This window comes from Sinorhizobium medicae, from assembly GCF_007827695.1.
Lineage (GTDB): Bacteria > Pseudomonadota > Alphaproteobacteria > Rhizobiales > Rhizobiaceae > Sinorhizobium > Sinorhizobium medicae.
Window position 1 is genome coordinate 18172 of sequence record NZ_VITA01000007.1, and the last position, 18861, is coordinate 37032.

Consider the following 18861-nt stretch of genomic DNA (forward strand, 5'->3'; position numbering starts at 1 on the left):
CTGCGCACATTACTCTTCGATCTTGCTGCCCGAAGGCCGCGACTTCCGTGGAACCCCCGGCCGGTTCTCGAAGCGGTCGCGGTAGAGTGTCGCCTGGCCGAGCAGCATCAGCGTCACGGGTGTCGTCACCGTCATGAAGAAGATGATCAGAACTTCGTGGAACACCCAGCGGCTCTGCAGAACGGCGAAGCAGAGGATCGACGCAAGGCAAATGAGGATGGTGCCGCCGCTGGTCGCTATCGTCGGGGCGTGCAGGCGGGCATAGAAATCGGGGAGGCGCAGCAGCCCGAGCGATCCGATGAAGGTGGTCGCCGCGCCGATCAGCAGCAATCCGCAGACGAGGGCTGCCGCCCATGGCGGCAGGTCGGTCAGATGGCTCATTCGATCACCTCGCCGCGCATGAGGAACTTGGCAAGCGCGATCGACGATGCGAAGCCGATGACCGCGATGATGAGCGCCGTTTCGAAATAGACCGTGTTTGCCGTTCGGATTCCGAAAGTGATCAGCATCAGCATCGCGTTGATGTAGAGCGTGTCGAGGCCGAGGATGCGATCCTGAGCCCTCGGCCCTCTGGCCATGCGGTAGAGCGCGAAGGCCATGGCGAGTGCGAGCATCGTCTGTGCAAGCAGCACCGACCAGATGACGGCAAGCTCCATCATTCGAATATCTCCTTTAAATCGGCCGCGTAGCGCCTGATCGTTTTGCGCCACAGTTCCTCGTTTTCGATGTCGAGCACGTGGATGAGCAAGATCTTCTGGCGCCGGTCATATTCGAGCCATGCGGTGCCCGGCGTCGCCGTCAGCACGCAGGCAAGCAGCGCCAGGGCATTCTCGTCTTCGAGGTCGATACCGAGGGTCATGAAGCCAGCGGCGACCGCGCGGCGCCTCGCGCGCAGGATGATCAGCGTGACGGCGATATTCGAGCGGATAACGTCGCCTGTGGCGCGCAGAATAAAACCGGCGATGCGGCTCCAGCGATTGAGACGCGAGCGGGCAGGCTTCAGTTTGAGCGTTACCCATGCAAGGACGGTGCTGACGATAAGGCCGAGGAGGATCGAACCCGGCGTCACGGACTGACTTAGAAGCAGCCACATGAGGAGGAGCGCGACGGAGAGCAGCGGATAGGGGAACCAGGTGCGCATCTCTAATTGCTCCCGGCTCGCGGCGCCGAAAGCACCCGATCGCTCAAGGTGAGCGGAGCGAGCAGATCGTCGGCCGTCGCCTGCATGTAGCGCATCGCGGGGCCCGCCTGCAGGCTCAGGAAGATGCAGGCGGCAAGCAGGACAATCACGGGTGTGATCTCGATCACGACAACCCGCGGTATCGTCCCCTCGATCGATGCCCAGAAAGTGCGGATGCCGATCCGGTTCATTGCGATCATGGCGGCGAGCCCTGACAGGATGAGGAGGGCGACATAGATCCAGTCCGCGACGGAGGTTGCTGCGGCAAGATCGGCGGCCGGCGCATCGAATAGGCCGCTTATGAGCGCAAACTTGGCGATGAAACCCGAGAAAGGCGGCAGGCCGGCGAGCAGCAATGCGCAGAGGCAGAAGCAGAGACCGAGAACGGCCATGGTACCCGGAATGGCAACGCCGACCTCTTCCTCTTCTTCGTCTTCGTCGAAATCGCCATAAGCTTCCATCGTCACAGCGAGGACGTCGGCGCCGGCGTCCCGACCGCGCTCGACGAGCTCGATCAGCAGGAAAAAGGCCGCGATCGTCAGCGTCGAGCTGACCAGATAGAAGAGAGCACCGGCGAGCATTCCGCCGTGGCCAAGGCCGATCGCCGCGAGCAGCGTCCCGGAGGATACCAGAACGGAGTAGCCGGCAAGGCGACCCATTGCCTGCGAGGCGAGCACGCCTATGGCGCCGAAGGCGATCGTCAGCATTCCCCCGGTGACCAGCCAGTCCTGGCCGAAACCGGACGACGCGCCCGCTGTCGTGCCGAAGACGAGCAGATGCAGGCGCATAATGACATAGATGCCGACCTTGGTCAGGATTGCGAAGATTCCGGCGACCGGCGGCGTTGCCGCCGCGTAGGCCGTTGGCAGCCAGAAGCTGAGCGGCCACATGCCGGCCTTAACGAGGAAGGCGACGCCGAGAATGGCTGCCCCCATTTCGACAAATGTTCTGTCTTGGGCGTCGATCGCTGCGATCTTCGTTGCGAGGTCGGCCATGTTGAGGGTGCCGGTCGTACCGTAGATCAGGCTGACGCCGATCAGGAACAGTGACGAAGCGGCGAGATTGACCGCAACATAATGCAGGCCCGCCTTCACGCGTATAGGTCCGGAGCCGTGCAGGAGCAGTCCGTAGGAGGCGGCCAGCATCATTTCGAAGAAGACGAAGAGATTGAAGAGGTCGCCCGTGAGAAAGGCGCCGTTGAGGCCTGCAAGGAGGAGCTGGAACAGCGAATGGAAGTGATGTCCCGCCGTGTGCCAGCGCGCCATCGAATAGGCCTGCGCGGCGAGTGCAAGTCCACTCGTCAGGCACAGCATCAGAGCCGACAGGCGATCCAGAACGAGGACGATGCCAAAGGGGGCGGGCCAGTTGCCGAGCTGGTAAACCCCCGATCCAGGCAGGCTGGCGGTTCCGGAAGCGGCAAACCGCATGAGGATCATCGAAAGGATGAATACGACGAGCGTTGAACCGAATCCTATGGCGCCCTTCACTGTGCGGTCCCGCTCGTTGATCGGGATCAGAACCGCGGCGACGGCGAGCGGCAGGAGGATCGGCAATATGAGAAGATGATGGAGCCAATCAGTCACCGCGCTGCTCCCTTCCGTCCACATGGTCGGTTCCGGTGAAGCCGCGCGAGGCAAGCAGTACCACGAGGAACAGTGCTGTCATCGCGAAGCCGATGACGATCGCCGTCAGCACCAGAGCCTGAGGAACCGGATCGGTAAAGCGGGCGAGATCGCCTGCGCCCCCGGGCTCGAGGATCGGCGGGGCGTTCACCCGCAACCTGCCCATGCCGAAGATGAAGAGATTGACGGCAAAGGAGAGCAGCGAAAGCCCGATGATGACCTGGTATGTTCGGGGCCTCAAAAGAAGATAAACGCCTGACGCGGTCAGGGTGCCTATACCGCCTGCGAGAATGAGTTCCATTTTACGATACCGCTCCCTTCTCGGAGCGCGCAGCCCTTGCTTGCGCACGCGGTGCACGCACTGACTGGTGCGCCAGCGCGATCAGGATGAGCACGGTGGCGCCGAGGACGAGCGAAAAGACACCGAGGTCGAACAGGATCGCGGTTGCAAGCGGGAATTTGCCGACCACCGGCAGGCTCGCATATTGCGCGTGGGAGGTGAGGAAAGGATAGCCGAAGAACCAGGATCCGACACCCGTCGCCGTTGCCACGAGGAGGCCGATGCTCATCCAGCGAAGCGGATGGATGCGGAGCCGTTCCTCAACCCAGCGGGTGCCGCCGGACATATATTGCAGGATAAAGCCGATCGACATGGCGATGCCGGCGGCAAAACCGCCGCCTGGAAGGTCGTGGCCGCGCAGGAACAGAAAGGCCGCGAGCATGCCGGTGACCGGAAACATCCAGCGCATGATCACTGACGGGATGAAGAGATATTCGGCGACGCTGTCGCCTGCGTCGCGGTCGGGATGGTCGTCGTCGAAGGCGTTCTGCACCCGTTGCTGCTCCGGCGTCTCGAGGCTGTCGGATTGCGGGCGGAAGCGCAGGAGAAGCGCGAAGACCGTGAGCGCTACGATGCAGAGCACGGCGATCTCTCCGAGCGTATCGAAGCCGCGGAAATCGACGAGAATGACGTTGACGACATTGGCACCGCCGCCCTCCTTGTAGGCGCGCTCGAGAAAATAGCTGGCGATCGTCTCGGGAAGGGGCCGTGTCATCACGGTATAGGCGATGAGCATCATTCCCCCGCCGGCGGCGACCGCCAGCAGGACGTCGCGCAAGCGCCTTAAGCGCACCCTGATCGAGATGTCCTCAGCAGCCACCGGCTCCTCGATGCGTTTCGGCAGCCAGCGCAATCCGAGGAGAATGAGGACGGTGGTGACGATTTCGACGAGGAGCTGCGTGACCGCAAGATCGGGTGCGGAAAGCCAGACGAAAGTGATACAGGTGACCAGCCCTGCGCCGCCGAGAAGCACCAGAGAGGCGAGACGGTGGAATTTCGCCTGGTAAGCGGAACCGACTGCGCAGGCAATGCCGATCGCCCAGAGCAGAGCGAAGGCGGGATCGATTCCACGGATCACGAGTGCAGGCAGTTCGAATGCACCGAAAAGGAGCGGCGACGCCCCTGCCGCAAGCGCCAGAAAAACGAGGAGACGCATCTGCGGTTGGAGACGGCGCGTGCCGAGCCGCTGTTCAAGCCACCTGGCCCATTTCCACGAGAGCGTCACCAGCACGCGCTCGAAGATACGCTGGCCCTGCAGCAGACGGAAGACCGGCGGACCCTCGACGGCCGTGGCGAGATAGGAGCGCATCAGGAGATAGAGGCCGATGCCGCCTGAAAGCGCGACGAAGCTCATGATCAGGGGCAGGTTCCAGCCATGCCAGACCGCAAGGCTGTAATAGGGCGTTTCCTCGCGCAGGACCGAGACAACGGCGGCATGAAGGAAGGGGCCGATTGTCTGTGCAGGAATTATACCGACGACCAGGCAGGCCAGGACGAGGAAGTCGACCGGCGCCCGCATCCAGCGCGGCGGCTCATGAGGCTTTCTTGGAAGGTTCGCCGGTGGCTGACCGAAGAAGACGCCGTGGATGAAGCGGAGCGAATAGGTAACCGCGAACATGCCCGCGATCGTCGCCACATAGGGCGTGACCGTGTCGAGCGCGTTGACGAGATGCGTCTCGACCGCCTCGGCAAAGAACATTTCCTTGGACAGGAAACCGTTGAGCAACGGCACTCCGGCCATGGCGGCACTTGCCACCATCGCCAGCGTCGCGGTGATCGGCATGAAGTGGAACAGCCCGCTCAGCCTGCGCATGTCGCGCGTTCCGGTTTCGTGGTCGATGATGCCGGCCGCCATGAAGAGCGAGGCCTTGAAGGTCGCGTGGTTGACGATGTGGAAGATGGCGGCGACGGCCGCCAGCGGACTGCCAAGGCTCAAGAGCACGGTGATGAGTCCGAGATGGCTGATCGTCGAATAGGCGAGCAGCCCTTTCAGATCCTGCTGAAAGATAGCGAAATAAGCCCCGATCAGGAGCGTCGTCAGGCCCGCAAGGCCGACAATCCAGAACCATGCTTCCGTGCCGGCCATGACCGGCCAGAACCGCACAAGCAGGAAGACGCCGGCCTTGACCATCGTCGCCGAATGCAGAAAGGCGGAAACCGGCGTCGGCGCCGCCATGGCGTGCGGCAGCCAGAAATGGAAGGGGAACTGTGCGCTCTTCGTCAATGCCCCGAGCAGAATAAGGATCAGCACTGTGCCGTAAAGCGGATGGTTGCGGATCGTGTCGCCCGAAGCGAGAACAGCGTCGAGTTCATAGCTGCCGACGATCTTTCCCATGATTATCAGGCCGACAAGCATTGCAAGGCCGCCGGTGCCGGTGATCGTCAGGGCCATACGAGCGCCGTCGCGGGCGTGTGCGTTATGGTGCCAATAGCCGATAAGCAGGAAGGAGACGATGCTTGTCAGTTCCCAGAAGACGGCCAGCAGAATGAGGTTGCCGGACAGCACGACGCCCAGCATCGAGCCCATGAAGGCAAGAAAGAGCGCGAAGAACCGCGGCACCGGATCTTCCTGGGCCATATAATAGCGGGCATAGAGGACGACGAGAAAGCCGATCGCCGTGATCAGGGCAGAAAACAGCCAGGCGAAGCCGTCCATCCTGAGGGTGAAGTTCAGCCCGAGCTCCGGGATCCAGTCCAGCCGGTATCTGAGCACGCCACCCGAGGCGACATAGGGAAAGAGCCCGGCGGTTATCAGGAAACAGACGAGCGCAATCGCGCCTGCGAACCAGGCTATCGCACCGCGTTGATCGGACGGGAAAAAGATTGCAATGAGGCTTCCCGCAAACGGGACAAGAATGAAAAGAGCAAGCAATTTCTCCGCGTATTCGATCTTTCCGTCTCCTTCTGGATGTATCGGAGGTCGGGACTCCCGGTCCCGCAAGGACTGCCGCCGCACGGGTGGCGCGGACGATGTCCGCGCATTCGCATAGCGGCAGAAGGCATATGTTTTTATGACGATTTTCCGGACGCCTGCCAAGTCTTTGGAGGAAAAAAGCGACGTGTCGTGCAACGCGCCGGAGGCAGAAACATAACCCGGACTGTGCTCAGGCGGCGTGCCACCGCCGCTCGAAGACGAAAGTCGCAAAATCGTTGGCGTTCATCGGCCGGGCGAAGGCGTAGCCCTGCAGGCCATGGCATTCCATTTCCTTGAGAATGCGGGCGTGCTCGAGCGTTTCGACGCCTTCGGCGATCACGTCGATCCCAAGTGATTTGCCGATGTCGATGATCGATGCCACGAGCCGGCGCTCCGCCGGGGATGCGAGAATTGGCAGTACCAGTTGCCGATCTATCTTCAGACGGCGCGGCGTCAGCTTCAGCAGGCTGAGGATCGAGGCATAGCCGGTGCCGAAGTCGTCGATCTCGATATCGATGCCGAGTTCCTTGATGCGCCGGATGTTGGACATCACCATCATGTCGTTTTCGTCGAACGAAATCGATTCGAGCAGCTCGAAGGAAAGCCGCCCTTCGGGTATGGAGAGTTTCTCCAGCTGCGCGATCAGCCCCTCGTCTCTGAGGCGCGGATAGGAAAGGTTGACCGATACCTTCGGGACATAGATGCCGTTTGCTTCCCAGCGATAGATCTGAAAAAGGGCCTGTTCGAGGATCTTCTGGTCGATCGCCGCGACGACGTTGATGTCCTCCGCCGTCTTGAGAAAGGCGTGCGGGCCGAGGAGACCCTTGGTGGGATGATCCCACCGCGCAAGCGCCTCGACGCCGATGATGTCGAGCGAGCTCGGACAGAATTGCGGCTGGAAATGGGCGACGAATTCGTTCTGCTCGAGGCCACGCAGGATCTCGTCGGCCGTCTGTTTCGTCTGCAGCACGGCGGTTTTCAACGCGCCGGTAAAGGTCTCCTGCCGATTGCGGCCACGGCGCTTGGCTTCGTAGAGAGCGATGTCGGCATTGACCAGAACCTGGGAAAGGTCATCCGTCGCATCTGTTTGCGCGGCAATGCCGATGCTCACGCCGATGCGGCACTCCTGATCTTCGTAGCGGACCGGAACGCTCATTGCCTCGATCACCCGCGATGCCATCGCCGCGTCTTCGTCGGCGCCGTCGCTCGCGCGAATGATGACGAACTCGTCGCCGCCGATCCGGGCAACGAAGTCGTCCTGGCGTGCATTGTCCCTGAGGAGGCTTGCCGCGTGCTTCAAGATCTCGTCGCCGGCCGCATGCCCCATCGTGTCGTTGATCTGCTTGAAGCGGTCGAGATCGATATGAAAGATGCTGATTTTCGCTCCCGCCTCGACCCGTCGGCTGCGGTCGAGGAGGATCTGGTCCAGGAAGCGTCGGTTCGGCAGGCCGGTCAACGGATCGTGCAATGCGTTGAATTCCATCCGATGACGCGCGGCCTCCAACTCGGCGCTGTGGGCTTCGGCGAGGCGTTTGGCTTCCGACAGGGTTGCACGCGTTTCCACGTCTGCGGTCACGTCCCAGTTGACGCCAACGATCTTCCTGCTGCCGTTCGTGCCGATATAGGTCGAACCGATCGCGCGAATGTGGCGGACTCCGCCGGCCGGAAGACGGATGCGAAACTCCGTATTATATGCCTCGCCCGTGGCGAGTGCCGCGTCGAATTCCGCTTCCGCACGGGCGAGATCCTCCGGATGCAGCGTGTTCCTCCAGTCCTCATAGACCTCGTGCATCGACGAGCCGACGCCATAGAGCTCCCTCATGCGGCTGTCCCACAGGAGCTTGCCGCTATCGGCATCGAGCTCCCAAACGCCGATCATCGAAGTGTCGAGCGCGATCCGCAAACGGTGCGAAAGCTCCTGAAGCTGATCCTTGCTCTGTCTCAACGCTCGAAAGTTCGCCTGGCGCTCGGCCATGAGGCGACCGGCGACGATCATCGGAGCGACGATCATCATGCCGCCGAGAGCGATGAGGATGCGAACCTGCCAGGCATTCCGCGGTGTCGCCGGCCATCCGCCTTTCGGAATCGCTGCCATGCGCCAGGAACCACCGGGCAGCGATACGCTCATCTCGACGGGGCTGTTGTCGAAGATTGCGGGGTCGCCGAAAAAATGGGCGCCGTCGCGTCCCCGCCCGTCCCGGCCGACAATGGCTACGTCGATGTCGAGGGTTGGTGATGACAGGCCGCTGTCGCGATAGAGGCGATCGACGTCGATCACGGCCGATACCACGCCCCAGAATCGGTTGCCGTCGTCCGAGGCGGTCATCACGGGAAAGCGGCCGATCAGCCCGCGTCCGCCCTGGACGAGGTCGACCGGTCCCGCCAGCACCATCTCTCCCGACGCCACCGCCCGCATCACGGAACTGCGCTGTTTATCGTTCGCGCGGTAATCGAGACCGATCGCCTTCTCATTGCCTTTCAACGGGTAGACCATCGCAACGACCAGTTCTGGCGCAGCGGCGATATTGCGGAGTAGCGAGCCTTCGCTGAAGACGCCGCGGGCGAGTTCCCCGAAGCGTTGCTGCTGCATGTCGGGCTCGGTTTCGATCGTGGCGATCAGGCCTCGAACAAGCTGGATGTTGCCGTTGACGCTGCTCTCGAGGCGCGAACGTATCGGGTTGAGCGCGTCGGCGACCTCGGAGCGCTGTCGCGCTTCCGAAACGATCCGGTTCTGATTGTCGGCGAGAACTCCTGCGACCGCTACCACAACAGCCGCGATGATGGCCGGAAGGTAGCTGGGAGCGAGATGACGCGACAGTCGGGACATGGCTTGATACGACTTCTAGAGAGCGGTTCCGGAAAGAGAGCGCTCCGGGAGGAGCACGCACGGCATGCAGCAGCTTCCGGATAATTCCAGACTCTCCTTAACAAACCTCCATGCGAATTTACTGAAATAGCTCTCGTTACACGCCGTGACGGGCGTTTCAAGTTGGCGGCCCGATCATCGCCTGCAACGTTTCCAGTCGGTCCGCGTCGCGTGGCAGCTTGTCGGGTCTGAGCCGGGCAATCCGCGGAAAGCGCATGGCTACGCCGGACTTGTGACGGGTGGAGCGGTTGAGGCCTTCGAAGGCGACCTCGACGACGAAACCCTTGTCGGGTTCGGCGCGCACCGCGCGCACGGGACCGAAACGTTCGACCGTATTGTCGCGCACGAAACGGTCGAGAATCTCGAGCTCGGCATCGGTGAAACCGAAATAGGCCTTGCCGACCGGAACGAGGCTCGTTCCGTCTTCCCCCTCCGTCCAAACTCCGAAGGTGAAGTCGGAATAATAGCTTGAACGTTTGCCGTGGCCGCGTTGCGCATACATCAGCACGGCATCTATATTGAAGGGCGCACGCTTCCACTTGAACCAGGGGCCCTTGGATCTTCCGGCCAGATAGGGCGAGTCCAGACGTTTCAGCATGACGCCCTCGATCACGGGGTCGGGCGGCTTCGCTCGTAGCTCGTCGAGCTCCTTCCAGTTCGAAAACGGGACGAGTGGCGAGAGATCGAAATGCTGCGGCGAGGCTGCTTCGATCAGCGCCGACAGGGCCCCGCGGCGGACATGGAAGGGCTCGGGCCTGATATCGCGCTCGCCTGAAAAGAGCACGTCATAGGCGCGAATGAATGCCGGATAATCATCGAGGAGCTTGCGACTGACGGTCTTCCGGTTCAGCCTCTGCTGCAGGTCGGCGAACGTACCGGTGGCGCGGTTGCTGCGCATCGTTCCGCCGACCAGAAGCTCGCCGTCGATGACGCCGTCAATCCCGGCAACCTCGATGATTTCGGGAAAGGCGGAGGAAATCTCGTCACCGCTGCGAGAGTAGAGACGGCGGACCCCGCCGACATTGGCGAGTTGGACGCGGATACCGTCCCATTTCCACTCGGCCGCGTAGTCGCTCGGATCGAGACCATCGAGCTCGCCTTCGCCCACCGCTGTCGCGAGCATCACCGAGTGAAATATCGCCGGCGTCTTGAGCAACGGCATTTCGCCCTCGCCGGTGAGCCAGAGGAAAAGCGGCCGGTAGGGCGGCTCCAGGCCGTGCCAGAGCGTTTCGATCTCTGTCACCTCCCTGCTGCCCATCTCCGCAAGCGCCTGTTTCGCAAGCCGTGCCGAGACCCCGATACGCAGGCCTCCCGTCGCGAGCTTCAGGAGGGCGAAGCGGCCGGAGGTATCGAGCCGGTCCAGCATCTCGCGGACGAGCGAACGGACCTCGGAACGGCCCGCTTTTTGAAGCCGTTCGACGACTTCCCCGAGCGGAATGTCCTCGGGGGCGACCTCCGCCGGCGGCTCCCAGGCCAGAGAGACTGTTTCCGCGAGATCGCCTACATAATCGTAGGAGTACTGGAACAGTACGCCGTCCATACGCTCGAGCAGCAGGTCGCGAATGAGAGCAGGCTTCACCGTGTTCAGCGAGAGCGTTCCGGCGATCGCGGCCAACGCGTAGCCGCGGCTCGGATCGGGCGCGCTGTGGAAGTAATCGACGAGCAGCCGGATCTTGGCGTTTCGCTGCGGCGTCAGCACCAGCCGGTCGAGCAATTCGGCGAAGGCTTTCATCGCTCACTCCCCCTCGTCTTCGTAGCCGACAAGGTGCAGCGGGCGTGCCGGGATTCCCTGCAACTGGCACCAGCGAACCAGCGCTTCCTCGCGTCCATGTGTCACCCAGAGCTCCGAAGGGGCGATTTCCTTGATCGTGGCGGTGAGTTCCGCCCAATCGCAATGGTCGGAGATGACGAGCGGCAGTTCGACGCCACGCTGCTTGGCACGCTGGCGGATGAGCATCCAGCCGGACGCGAAGATGGCGAGCGGATCGGCGAAGCGGCGCGACCAGCGCTCGGCGAAAGCTGCCGGTGGTCCGACAACGATGCTGCCTGCGAGATCCTGGCGATTTTCCGGGCCGAGCGTCGCCGGACGGATGTCGCCAAGCTCGATGCCCTGGCTCTGATAATATTCGCAGAGTTTGGCGAGTGCGCCGTGGATGTGGATCGGTTCGGTATAGCCCTGCTGGCGTATGAGTGCGATGAGGCGTTGTGCCTTCCCAAGCGCATAGGCGCCGACCACATGCGCGCGCTCGGGGAACTGTCTGAGGGATAGGAGCAACCGGGCGACCTCTCCCTTGTCGTCGGGGTGGTGGAAGACAGGCAGGCCGAATGTCGCTTCAGTGATGAAGACGTCGCAGGCGACCGGCTCGAAGGGCGGGCAGGTCGGATCGGGCCGTCGCTTGTAATCGCCGGAAACGACGATGCGTGTACCGTTTGCCTCGACCGCTATCTGTGCCGATCCGAGCACATGGCCGGCCGGGTGAAACCGGACGCGCACGTCACCGATCGCAATCGTTTCGCCAAAGCGCGCGATTTGGCTCCCGCCGCAGAACTCCTCGCCATAGCGCAGGCGCATGATGTCGAGTGTCTCGCGTGTCGCAAGTACATGGCCATGCCCGGCGCGAGCATGGTCGGAATGTCCGTGGGTGATAAGTGCCCGTTCGACCGGCTGCACCGGGTCGATGTAGAAGTCTCCGCGTTCGCAGTAGAGACCTTTCGGGGCGGGGTAGAGCAAGGCGTCCGGCTTCATAGGCATAAAGATAGCCGGCGGCAGCGCGTCTGCCAGCCATTTGCGAAAGATTTTCGCCGCAAGGGGGGCTGCGCCGTGGCGATTTGGCCATCGGGTAAGGGAGCGGGGGTATCGTGCCGGTCACCGGTTCCATCGACGGGCCGTTGAATTGCCGCGAACGCAGTTCCTCAGCTGCCGTTCGCAAGCGTGTCGCCGATGAGCTTCAACACTGCATCGGCATCGATGCCGACGCAGGTCTGCTGGCTTGGGAAGTCGTCCCAGGCGTTCGGCGGAAAAAGTCGTCCATCCGGTTTTTGAAGGGTCTGGCCGTCGGCTATGCCGCCGCAAATGACCCGGATCGCGCCGCCGCGGGTCTGAAAGAGCTCGGGCGCGACGACATAGACACAGGCGCAGCTGTCATGGACGATCATGCCGTCATCCACGTGATGCTCATAGAAGTCGATGTAGAACTGCGAGATATCGGAGAGAAGTCTCGCAGGCCTGCCGCCACGCTCGGCGATGTCGGAGAGCATTGCGCGGCTCATCACCGTCTTCGTCGTCACGTCCAGACCGATGACGGCAACCGGCCACGGGGCCGTCATCACTGCATCGGCCGCTTCCGGGTCGCCATGGATATTGGCTTCGGCGGCAGGAGTGATGTTGCCCGTGACATCGAAAGCACCGCCCATGATCACGACCGACCTGACGAGCCTGGCGATCTCCGGGTCCGCGCGCAGCGCGCGCGCCAGGTTCGTCATCCGCCCGACGGCGACGAGCGTCACGTCGCCCGGGTTGGCGCGTACGGTGTCGATGATGAAGCGATGGGCGCATCGCGGATCGAGCGGCAGGTCTATTTCCGCCGGCACGCCGATATTGCCGAGTCCGTCGTCACCGTGAATGCCTGTCGGCCATCCGACATGCGGCCGGTCGGGATCAAGCGTCTCGCCGCTCCCCTTGGCGACCGGCGCGGGGATATTCCATGCCTGCTTCAGGAACAGCGCGTTGCGTGTCGTCGTTTCGATCGACGCATTGCCGAAGACGGTGGTGATGCCGACGAGGTCGATTGCCGGGTGACGGTGCAGAAAGAGAAGGGCCATCGCGTCGTCGACGCCCGGATCCGTATCGAAGATAACTTTGTGCATATCGCCTCTCCCCTGGTTCTGGCGGCTGCCGCCGAGAGCGATTTCGTTCTTGGCGCAATGGACAAGCCGCGCGCGAAAGTCAATCGCCGGCGCAGCGTGCGGCCTTTGCAAGCCCCTCTGCTTAAACTTTCCGAAAGGTGGCTCGTCTATCGTCGATGACGCCTTCGGGCTTTTCTTGCAACTCCTTCACGACGACAGCGGAGCCGCCCCTTGAAGGCCATTCTCAGCAAATTGCGCCCTTCGAAGCGGCTGGTCATCGTCCTGTCCGCCGCCTTCGGGGTGTCCGCCGCTTCCGGCGGTGCTGCCGTCTATGTCGGCCGGGAAAGGATACTCACTTCTTTTGCGGAACCTTCCACATCCGGCCTCGAGTGCACGGCGCTGCGAACCTTGAAGCTCGACCACAAGGGACAGCGGTGGATCCGCCTTCACGTGAAGACGGATCGGGCAAGCGGGCCGGAGCGGATCAGAACCGCTCTGCGTGTCGCAGGCGCGCTCGCCGGGAAGGAAAAGGCGGATCTCTATCAGGTCGTCGTTCTCGACGCCGCAGGTCCGGAGGATCGCGCGGGCGTCCGCGGCGCGGCAATCGGCGCTGAGGTGCTCTTCGCCCCGGAGCCCCGGAATGTTTCCGGCATGGATGAACCGTTCCGCGCCTCCTACAAGGCTGGGACAGCCAACGCCGCCGGTATGTTCCACGGCAAGGCCGTAACGCTCCAACTGGACGACGTTCGCGCCCTCATGGCCAAAATGGACGACCGCTCAATGTGCATCGATCCTGGCGCAACCGAGGCTGCGAATGCAGCGGCGGCAGGAGAGAACGCGGGGCATTAACGTCCGCTTGGATCCGGAGCGGAAGGACAAGCGCGCGGGTTTCCGCCCGTGTCTCGCTCCCCGCCTGCGCTCGGCTCAGGCTTCAATCGGACTTATGGCGTCGGGCCGGGAAGAGAATGATGTCGCGGATCGACGGCGAGTTGGTGAGCAGCATGATCAGCCGGTCGACACCGATCCCCAAACCACCTGCGGGCGGCATGCCCTGGTCCATGGCATCGAGGAAGTCCTCGTCGAGCGTCTTTTCCTTCTCGCCGCGTGCGTGCGCCTGTTCCATTTGTTCGACCATACGAGCGCGTTGCTCGACCGGGTCGTTGAGCTCGGAAAAGGCGTTGCCGATCTCCCATCCGTTGCAATAGGTCTCGAACCGCTCGACGAGCCTCGGCTCGCCCGGCACCTCTTTGGCGAAGGGCGAGATGTCCTTCGGGAAATGGATGACGTGGGCAGGCTGGATCAGCGTCGCTTCGACCTTTTCCTCGAAGAGGAAGGCGAGCACCTCGCCCCATGTCGCGTCCTTCTCGATCTCGACACCGGCATCGCGAGCCGCCTGTCGGGCCTCCTCGTCGCTTTTGATCGCTAGGAAATCAATGCCGGTCGCGTCCTTGACAGCGGCGGGCATGGAGACGCGCGGGAACGGCCCCTTGAAGGAGAGCTGCTTGTCGCCGAACTCGAATTCGGTCGTGCCGTGGACCGCCAGAGCAAGGGTCTCGAACATACGTTCGACGAGGCCCATTACGTCTTCATAGTCGGCATAGGCCCAATAGCACTCCATCATGGTGAATTCCGGATTGTGCCGGGTGGAGACGCCTTCGTTGCGGAAGTTGCGGTTGATTTCGAAGACTTTGTCGGTGAGACCGGAGACCAGCACGCGCTTGAGATAAAGCTCGGGCGCGATGCGCAGATACATATCGAGCTTCAGCGTATTGTGATGGGTCTTGAAGGGCTCGGCCGTCGCGCCACCGTAGATCGGCTGCAGCATCGGCGTCTCGACTTCCATGAAGCCTTCGTCCTCGAGGAAGCGGCGCAGGCTGGAGACGATGCGACTTCTTTGCTGGAAGCGCAGCTTCGATTCCTCATTGACCATGATGTCCAGATATCGCTTGCGATAGCGCGTCTCGATGTCTGCAAGGCCGTGATACTTTTCCGGCATCGGCAGGAGCGACTTGGTCAGCATGGTGATCTGCTGCGCGTTGATCGTCAGTTCGCCGCGCTTCGTGCGGCGGACGAGCCCGGTGACGCCGATGACATCTCCGAGGTCGATCATCGGCAGGAGGCCACGCGCCTCCTCAGGCGTCGTGTCCTTGTGGGAGAAGACCTGGATCTTGCCGGAAGCGTCATGGATGTCCATGAACATGCCGGAATTGCGCGAGGAATAGACTCGTCCGGCAACGGTGACGAGGTCCTGCGTCTCCGTGTCCGGCGCGAGGTCCTGGTACTTCTCGGCCAATTCCGCATTGGTCATCGTCCGATGGAAATGCGCGGGATAGACATCGCCGATCTGCTCGCGCAGGAGCTTCAGCTTCTGGGCGCGTACTTCCGTCGCATCGGAGGAAAGGCCGGAGTTTTCTGTCTTATCGGTCATGGTCTCGTCCTTACTTCCCGCTGCCTGCCATGGAGGCGACGACCTGTGCGGCCACCTTCAACCGCTGACGCACGACAGATCGGCCGAGCAGTTCCATCGAATCGAAGAGCGGCAGCGAGCGTTGCGAACCCGAGACGGCGACAAAGAGGGGCGCCACGACGGCCTTCAGCTTCTTGCCCATGCGCTCGGCGCAGGCGCGCAGTTCAGTCTCGATCGATTCCTTGTTCCATTCCAGGATCTTTTCGAGATCCGGCTGAACGGTGTTCAGAATCTCCAGCATTTCCTCGGGCGAGGCCTTCACCCCGGCAAAGGCGGCGGGCTGCAGGCCGAGGTCCGATTTGAAGAGGAAGGCGGCGAGGTCCGGCAGTTCGCCAAGCTTGGAGATGCGGGTCTGCGAGAGCTTCAGGCCCTCCCTCAGACGGTCGTTGTCCATGGCCCATGAAAGGACCTTTGCTGCGAATTGCTCTTCCGAGAGCTTTTCGCGGATCCAGCGTGCGTTCAGCCAGTCGAGCTTCTGAATGTCGAAGATCGCGCCGGCCTTCGAAAGGTTTTCCGGATCGAACTTCTCCGCCAGCTCCGCCATGGTCAGCAGTTCTTCGCCCTCGGCAATCTGGATGAAGAACAGGCCGAGGAAGTTCATGAGCGCTTCCGGCAGGTAACCGAGAGCGGTGTAATAGGAGATCGAGGTCGGGTTCTTGCGCTTCGACAGCTTCGACTTGTCGGCGTTGCGCATCAGCGACAGATGCATGAAGACAGGCGGTTCAAGACCGAGATACTGATAGATCAGGATGTGCTTCGGAACGGAGGCGAGCCATTCCTCGCCGCGTGCGACATGCGTGATCTTCATCAGATGGTCGTCGACGACGTTCGCCATGTGATAGGTCGGCATGCCGTCGGCCTTGAGCAGCACCTGCATGTCGACGGCTTCCCACGGTATCTCCACGTCGCCATAGACGCCGTCGCGGAACTTGCAGGAACCCTCGGTGGGTATCTTCATACGCACGACATGCGGCTCGCCGGCGGCTACCCGCGAAGTTACTTCCTCGGCCGAGAGGCTGAGGCAGAGACCGTCATATTTCGGCGGCTTGCCGGCGGCCCGCTGCGCCTCGCGCATCTGCTCCAACCGCTCCGGCGTGCAGAAGCAGCGGAAGCCGTGGCCGTTTGCCACGATCTGTTCGACATAGGGCTTATAGATGTCCTTGCGGTCGCTCTGGCGATAGGGGCCGCAGGGGCCGCCAATATCGGGACCTTCCGACCATTCCAGCCCGCACCATTTCAGTGCGTCGAGCACTTTCTTCTCGAATTCGGGCGTCGAGCGCGTCGCATCCGTGTCCTCAATGCGCAGAATAAATTCGCCGCCGTGCTTCTTGGCGAAGAGATAGTTGAAGAGCGCGATATAAGCGGTGCCGACATGCGGCTCGCCGGTGGGGGAAGGTGCGATACGCACCCGGACTGCAGAATCTGCCATTGTCTTTGCCCGTCTTGACGTGCTTTCGGGGCCCTTGCCGGAATATCCTCCGGCTTTCGGGCGCGCATTTTATGGGAAGGAAAGGCCCGCAAGGGCGCCACACCGGCGGTAGAGGCAGGCAATTCCAGTCGGCAGGGGTGAGACCATAGAAAGCCCTGCATGTCAACGGAAAGAGGAACGCTAACGATGCTGCTGCGTTATCCGTTGCGAGGGTGCGGTCTGTGGCAACCGGACGCGACGGAACAGGAGAGCACGGGAACTTGCCGCTTTCTTTCCGTGGCCCATAAACTGGCAGACGAGTTCCTGACCCGTCCAGGCCGTCCTCGACTCCCTCCCGCAGCAAGAGGCCCGCATTCGCGAATGCGGGCCTCTTCAGCGTAACCAATGCGAGGCCCGGGTTTAAGGCCGTTTCGCGGGTTGCTGCTTTCTGATCCGGGCGTTACGAGCGACCATGTTCAGCACCTCGACCAGTGCCGAGAAGGCCATGGCCGCATAGACGTAGCCTTTCGGTACATGGAAGCCCATGCCTTCGGCGATAAGGGTCGTGCCGATCATCAGAAGGAAGGCAAGGGCCAGCATGACGATGGTCGGATTTCTCTCGATGAAATTCGCAAGCGGATTGGCTGCGAACAGCATGACCGTCACGGCCACGACGACGGCGACGACCATGATCGGCAGATGGGGGGTCATGCCAACGGCGGTGATGATGCTGTCGACCGAGAAAACGAGATCGAGGAGCAGGATCTGACCGATCGCGGAGGCAAAGCTGTTGATCGCGGAGGTTGCGATGAAGTCTTCCTCATGGTCGCTCGGGTCGACGCTGTGGTGGATTTCCTTCGTCGCCTTCCAGACGAGGAAGAGACCGCCAGCGATCAGGATCATATCCTTCCAGGAAAAGCCGTGGCCGAAGGCTTCGAAGACGGGCTGGGTCAGCTGTACGATCCAGGCGATGGTGCCGAGCAGGGCCAGGCGCATGACAAGCGCGAGACCGATTCCGATGCGCCGGGCGCTAACGCGGTTTTCCGGCGGCAGCTTATTGGTGAGGATGGAGATGAAGATGAGGTTGTCGATGCCGAGGACGACCTCCATTACAATGAGTGTGATGAGGGCGATCCAAGCCTCCGGGCTTTGAACAAGCGTGAGGATTTCCTGCATCGGCGACTTTTCCTTTCCGGACACGACAGATCGCGCAGTATTTAGGGATACTTGCGAAAGTCGCAAGCGTCACCGTGCTTTTCACGGCGACGTTGTCGGCTCCGGTCATTGAAAAGGGGTGGAATTCCCGATGGAAATCCGCGGCAAATCTCGGTGCACAGGAAATCAGCCCTTCAAGGGCACCCACATCTCGACCGCACCCATGCCGGAATGCGGATCGAAGCGCTCGTCGTACCGCTCCATCAGGTCGGGCATTTCGCCGTGCCGATAGCCGGATTCCGGAAACCAGGTCTTGAAGATGTGGTGGGCGGTGGCGGCGATTTCAGAAATATGCCCGCGATGGACGAAGATCGCGTAACGCTGCCGTGGCAGCCTGAGTGTTGAAAACCCTGCGGGCAGCGCTTCGTTGTCTCTTATTTCCGCCGCAGCCATGTAGCGGAAGCGGCCCGCCTCGCCGTCGGACTGGGTGCAGACGCCATAGGCGGTGTTGCCGCGTTGTCCGGGAATGTTGCCGAAATAGGCGCTGAAACGCTGCCAGAGAGAAGGAATGCCTTCGGTTCGGTTGTAGTCATAGGTCTCTGCGAGACCTGCGAGAAGGAGCCCCGGGCTTTCTTCGAACCGGGGCGGTTCGATCTTCAAAGTGCGTGTGTCGTCCATTCTGATCGGCTCCAAAAGATCGATATTGCGGACGTGCCCCTGCTTGCGGATGGATTCAGGCGTCACCCCGAACTGTTCGCGAAAGGCACGGGTGAAAGCCTCGTGCGAGCCGTAGCCCGCCTCGAGGGCCACTTCGAGAATGCCGGATGTGCCGTTGGCAAGGTCAAGCGCGGCACCGCTCAGGCGCCTGCCTCGGATATAGGCGCTGATCGAGCGGCCGGCCGAAAGTCCGAACACGCGCGAAAGATGATAGCGCGACAGGCCGGCGGCTGCAGCGATATCGTCCAGTGATATGTCTTCGGCGAAATGGCTTTCGATGAACCAGATCGCCCTTGCAATGGCACTCATCGTCACTCCCTTTGTGGACACGCAAGGTTTTACGGCC

At 61.9% G+C, this 18861-nt stretch carries 15 protein-coding genes; 1 reads left to right on the forward strand and 14 read right to left on the reverse strand.

Features of this window, described 5'->3' with window-relative positions; genetic code table 11:
• Positions 1 to 9: 9 nt before the first annotated feature.
• The 10 genes from mnhG to FB009_RS13750 all read right to left on the reverse strand — a co-directional run bounded on the left by mnhG (position 10) and on the right by FB009_RS13750 (position 12789).
• Positions 10 to 381, reverse strand: coding sequence for a monovalent cation/H(+) antiporter subunit G (mnhG, locus tag FB009_RS13705; RefSeq protein ID WP_012067026.1), 372 nt, complete (start codon positions 379 to 381; stop codon positions 10 to 12).
• On the reverse strand, positions 378 to 659 hold the full coding sequence (locus FB009_RS13710; RefSeq protein ID WP_012067025.1) for a K+/H+ antiporter subunit F: 282 nt from the start codon (positions 657 to 659) through the stop codon (positions 378 to 380). The genes mnhG and FB009_RS13710 overlap by 4 nt, the downstream gene beginning before the upstream one ends.
• The gene (locus tag FB009_RS13715) at positions 656 to 1141 is read right to left on the reverse strand and encodes a Na+/H+ antiporter subunit E (protein WP_012067024.1); all 486 of its coding nucleotides are present in this window, start codon (positions 1139 to 1141) and stop codon (positions 656 to 658) included. The genes FB009_RS13710 and FB009_RS13715 overlap by 4 nt, the downstream gene beginning before the upstream one ends.
• A gap of 2 nt (positions 1142 to 1143) precedes the next feature.
• On the reverse strand, positions 1144 to 2787 hold the full coding sequence (locus tag FB009_RS13720) for a monovalent cation/H+ antiporter subunit D (protein WP_028054241.1): 1644 nt from the start codon (positions 2785 to 2787) through the stop codon (positions 1144 to 1146).
• On the reverse strand, positions 2756 to 3103 hold the full coding sequence (locus FB009_RS13725; protein WP_012067022.1) for a Na+/H+ antiporter subunit C: 348 nt from the start codon (positions 3101 to 3103) through the stop codon (positions 2756 to 2758). The genes FB009_RS13720 and FB009_RS13725 overlap by 32 nt, the downstream gene beginning before the upstream one ends.
• Before the next feature lies 1 nt (position 3104).
• Complete coding sequence (locus FB009_RS13730) at positions 3105 to 6014, reverse strand: monovalent cation/H+ antiporter subunit A (protein ID WP_024311017.1); 2910 nt, start codon at positions 6012 to 6014, stop codon at positions 3105 to 3107.
• 232 nt (positions 6015 to 6246) lie between these two features.
• Positions 6247 to 8883: a bifunctional diguanylate cyclase/phosphodiesterase gene (locus FB009_RS13735; RefSeq protein ID WP_012067020.1), complete on the reverse strand. Its 2637-nt coding sequence runs from the start codon at positions 8881 to 8883 to the stop codon at positions 6247 to 6249.
• Between the two features lie 157 nt (positions 8884 to 9040).
• Positions 9041 to 10654 carry a cisplatin damage response ATP-dependent DNA ligase gene (locus FB009_RS13740; RefSeq protein WP_012067019.1) on the reverse strand — a complete coding sequence of 538 codons (1614 nt, stop codon included), beginning with the start codon at positions 10652 to 10654 and terminating at the stop codon, positions 9041 to 9043.
• A gap of 3 nt (positions 10655 to 10657) precedes the next feature.
• Complete coding sequence (locus tag FB009_RS13745) at positions 10658 to 11668, reverse strand: ligase-associated DNA damage response exonuclease (protein WP_102045052.1); 1011 nt, start codon at positions 11666 to 11668, stop codon at positions 10658 to 10660.
• 167 nt (positions 11669 to 11835) lie between these two features.
• Positions 11836 to 12789, reverse strand: coding sequence for a nucleoside hydrolase (locus FB009_RS13750; protein WP_012067017.1), 954 nt, complete (start codon positions 12787 to 12789; stop codon positions 11836 to 11838).
• A gap of 210 nt (positions 12790 to 12999) precedes the next feature.
• Here FB009_RS13750 and FB009_RS13755 point away from each other — a divergent pair, with 210 nt between their 5' ends.
• The gene (locus tag FB009_RS13755) at positions 13000 to 13617 is read left to right on the forward strand and encodes a hypothetical protein (protein ID WP_012067016.1); all 618 of its coding nucleotides are present in this window, start codon (positions 13000 to 13002) and stop codon (positions 13615 to 13617) included.
• An 82-nt stretch (positions 13618 to 13699) separates the two neighbouring features.
• Here FB009_RS13755 and lysS read toward each other — a convergent pair whose 3' ends face one another.
• The 4 genes from lysS to FB009_RS13775 all read right to left on the reverse strand — a co-directional run bounded on the left by lysS (position 13700) and on the right by FB009_RS13775 (position 18824).
• Positions 13700 to 15196: a lysine--tRNA ligase gene (lysS, locus tag FB009_RS13760; RefSeq protein WP_012067015.1), complete on the reverse strand. Its 1497-nt coding sequence runs from the start codon at positions 15194 to 15196 to the stop codon at positions 13700 to 13702.
• 10 nt (positions 15197 to 15206) lie between these two features.
• Positions 15207 to 16664: a glutamate--tRNA ligase gene (gene gltX / locus FB009_RS13765; RefSeq protein ID WP_012067014.1), complete on the reverse strand. Its 1458-nt coding sequence runs from the start codon at positions 16662 to 16664 to the stop codon at positions 15207 to 15209.
• Between the two features lie 399 nt (positions 16665 to 17063).
• Positions 17064 to 17819: a TerC family protein gene (locus FB009_RS13770; protein ID WP_012067013.1), complete on the reverse strand. Its 756-nt coding sequence runs from the start codon at positions 17817 to 17819 to the stop codon at positions 17064 to 17066.
• A gap of 165 nt (positions 17820 to 17984) precedes the next feature.
• Positions 17985 to 18824 (reverse strand): AraC family transcriptional regulator, encoded by an 840-nt coding sequence (locus FB009_RS13775; RefSeq protein WP_012067012.1) that lies wholly within the window; start codon positions 18822 to 18824, stop codon positions 17985 to 17987.
• Positions 18825 to 18861 lie beyond the last annotated feature (37 nt).

Bases quoted from the DNA above. Each gene is read 5' to 3' on its own strand.
- mnhG (WP_012067026.1), bottom strand. From the start codon at position 381: ATGAGCCATCTGACCGACCTGCCGCCATGGGCGGCAGCCCTCGTCTGC.
- FB009_RS13710 (WP_012067025.1), bottom strand. From the start codon at position 659: ATGATGGAGCTTGCCGTCATCTGGTCGGTGCTGCTTGCACAGACGATG.
- FB009_RS13715 (WP_012067024.1), bottom strand. From the start codon at position 1,141: ATGCGCACCTGGTTCCCCTATCCGCTGCTCTCCGTCGCGCTCCTCCTC.
- FB009_RS13720 (WP_028054241.1), bottom strand. From the start codon at position 2,787: ATGTGGACGGAAGGGAGCAGCGCGGTGACTGATTGGCTCCATCATCTT.
- FB009_RS13725 (WP_012067022.1), bottom strand. From the start codon at position 3,103: ATGGAACTCATTCTCGCAGGCGGTATAGGCACCCTGACCGCGTCAGGC.
- FB009_RS13735 (WP_012067020.1), bottom strand. From the start codon at position 8,883: ATGTCCCGACTGTCGCGTCATCTCGCTCCCAGCTACCTTCCGGCCATC.
- FB009_RS13740 (WP_012067019.1), bottom strand. From the start codon at position 10,654: ATGAAAGCCTTCGCCGAATTGCTCGACCGGCTGGTGCTGACGCCGCAG.
- FB009_RS13745 (WP_102045052.1), bottom strand. From the start codon at position 11,668: ATGAAGCCGGACGCCTTGCTCTACCCCGCCCCGAAAGGTCTCTACTGC.
- FB009_RS13750 (WP_012067017.1), bottom strand. From the start codon at position 12,789: ATGCACAAAGTTATCTTCGATACGGATCCGGGCGTCGACGACGCGATG.
- lysS (WP_012067015.1), bottom strand. From the start codon at position 15,196: ATGACCGATAAGACAGAAAACTCCGGCCTTTCCTCCGATGCGACGGAA.
- gltX (WP_012067014.1), bottom strand. From the start codon at position 16,664: ATGGCAGATTCTGCAGTCCGGGTGCGTATCGCACCTTCCCCCACCGGC.
- FB009_RS13770 (WP_012067013.1), bottom strand. From the start codon at position 17,819: ATGCAGGAAATCCTCACGCTTGTTCAAAGCCCGGAGGCTTGGATCGCC.
- FB009_RS13775 (WP_012067012.1), bottom strand. From the start codon at position 18,824: ATGAGTGCCATTGCAAGGGCGATCTGGTTCATCGAAAGCCATTTCGCC.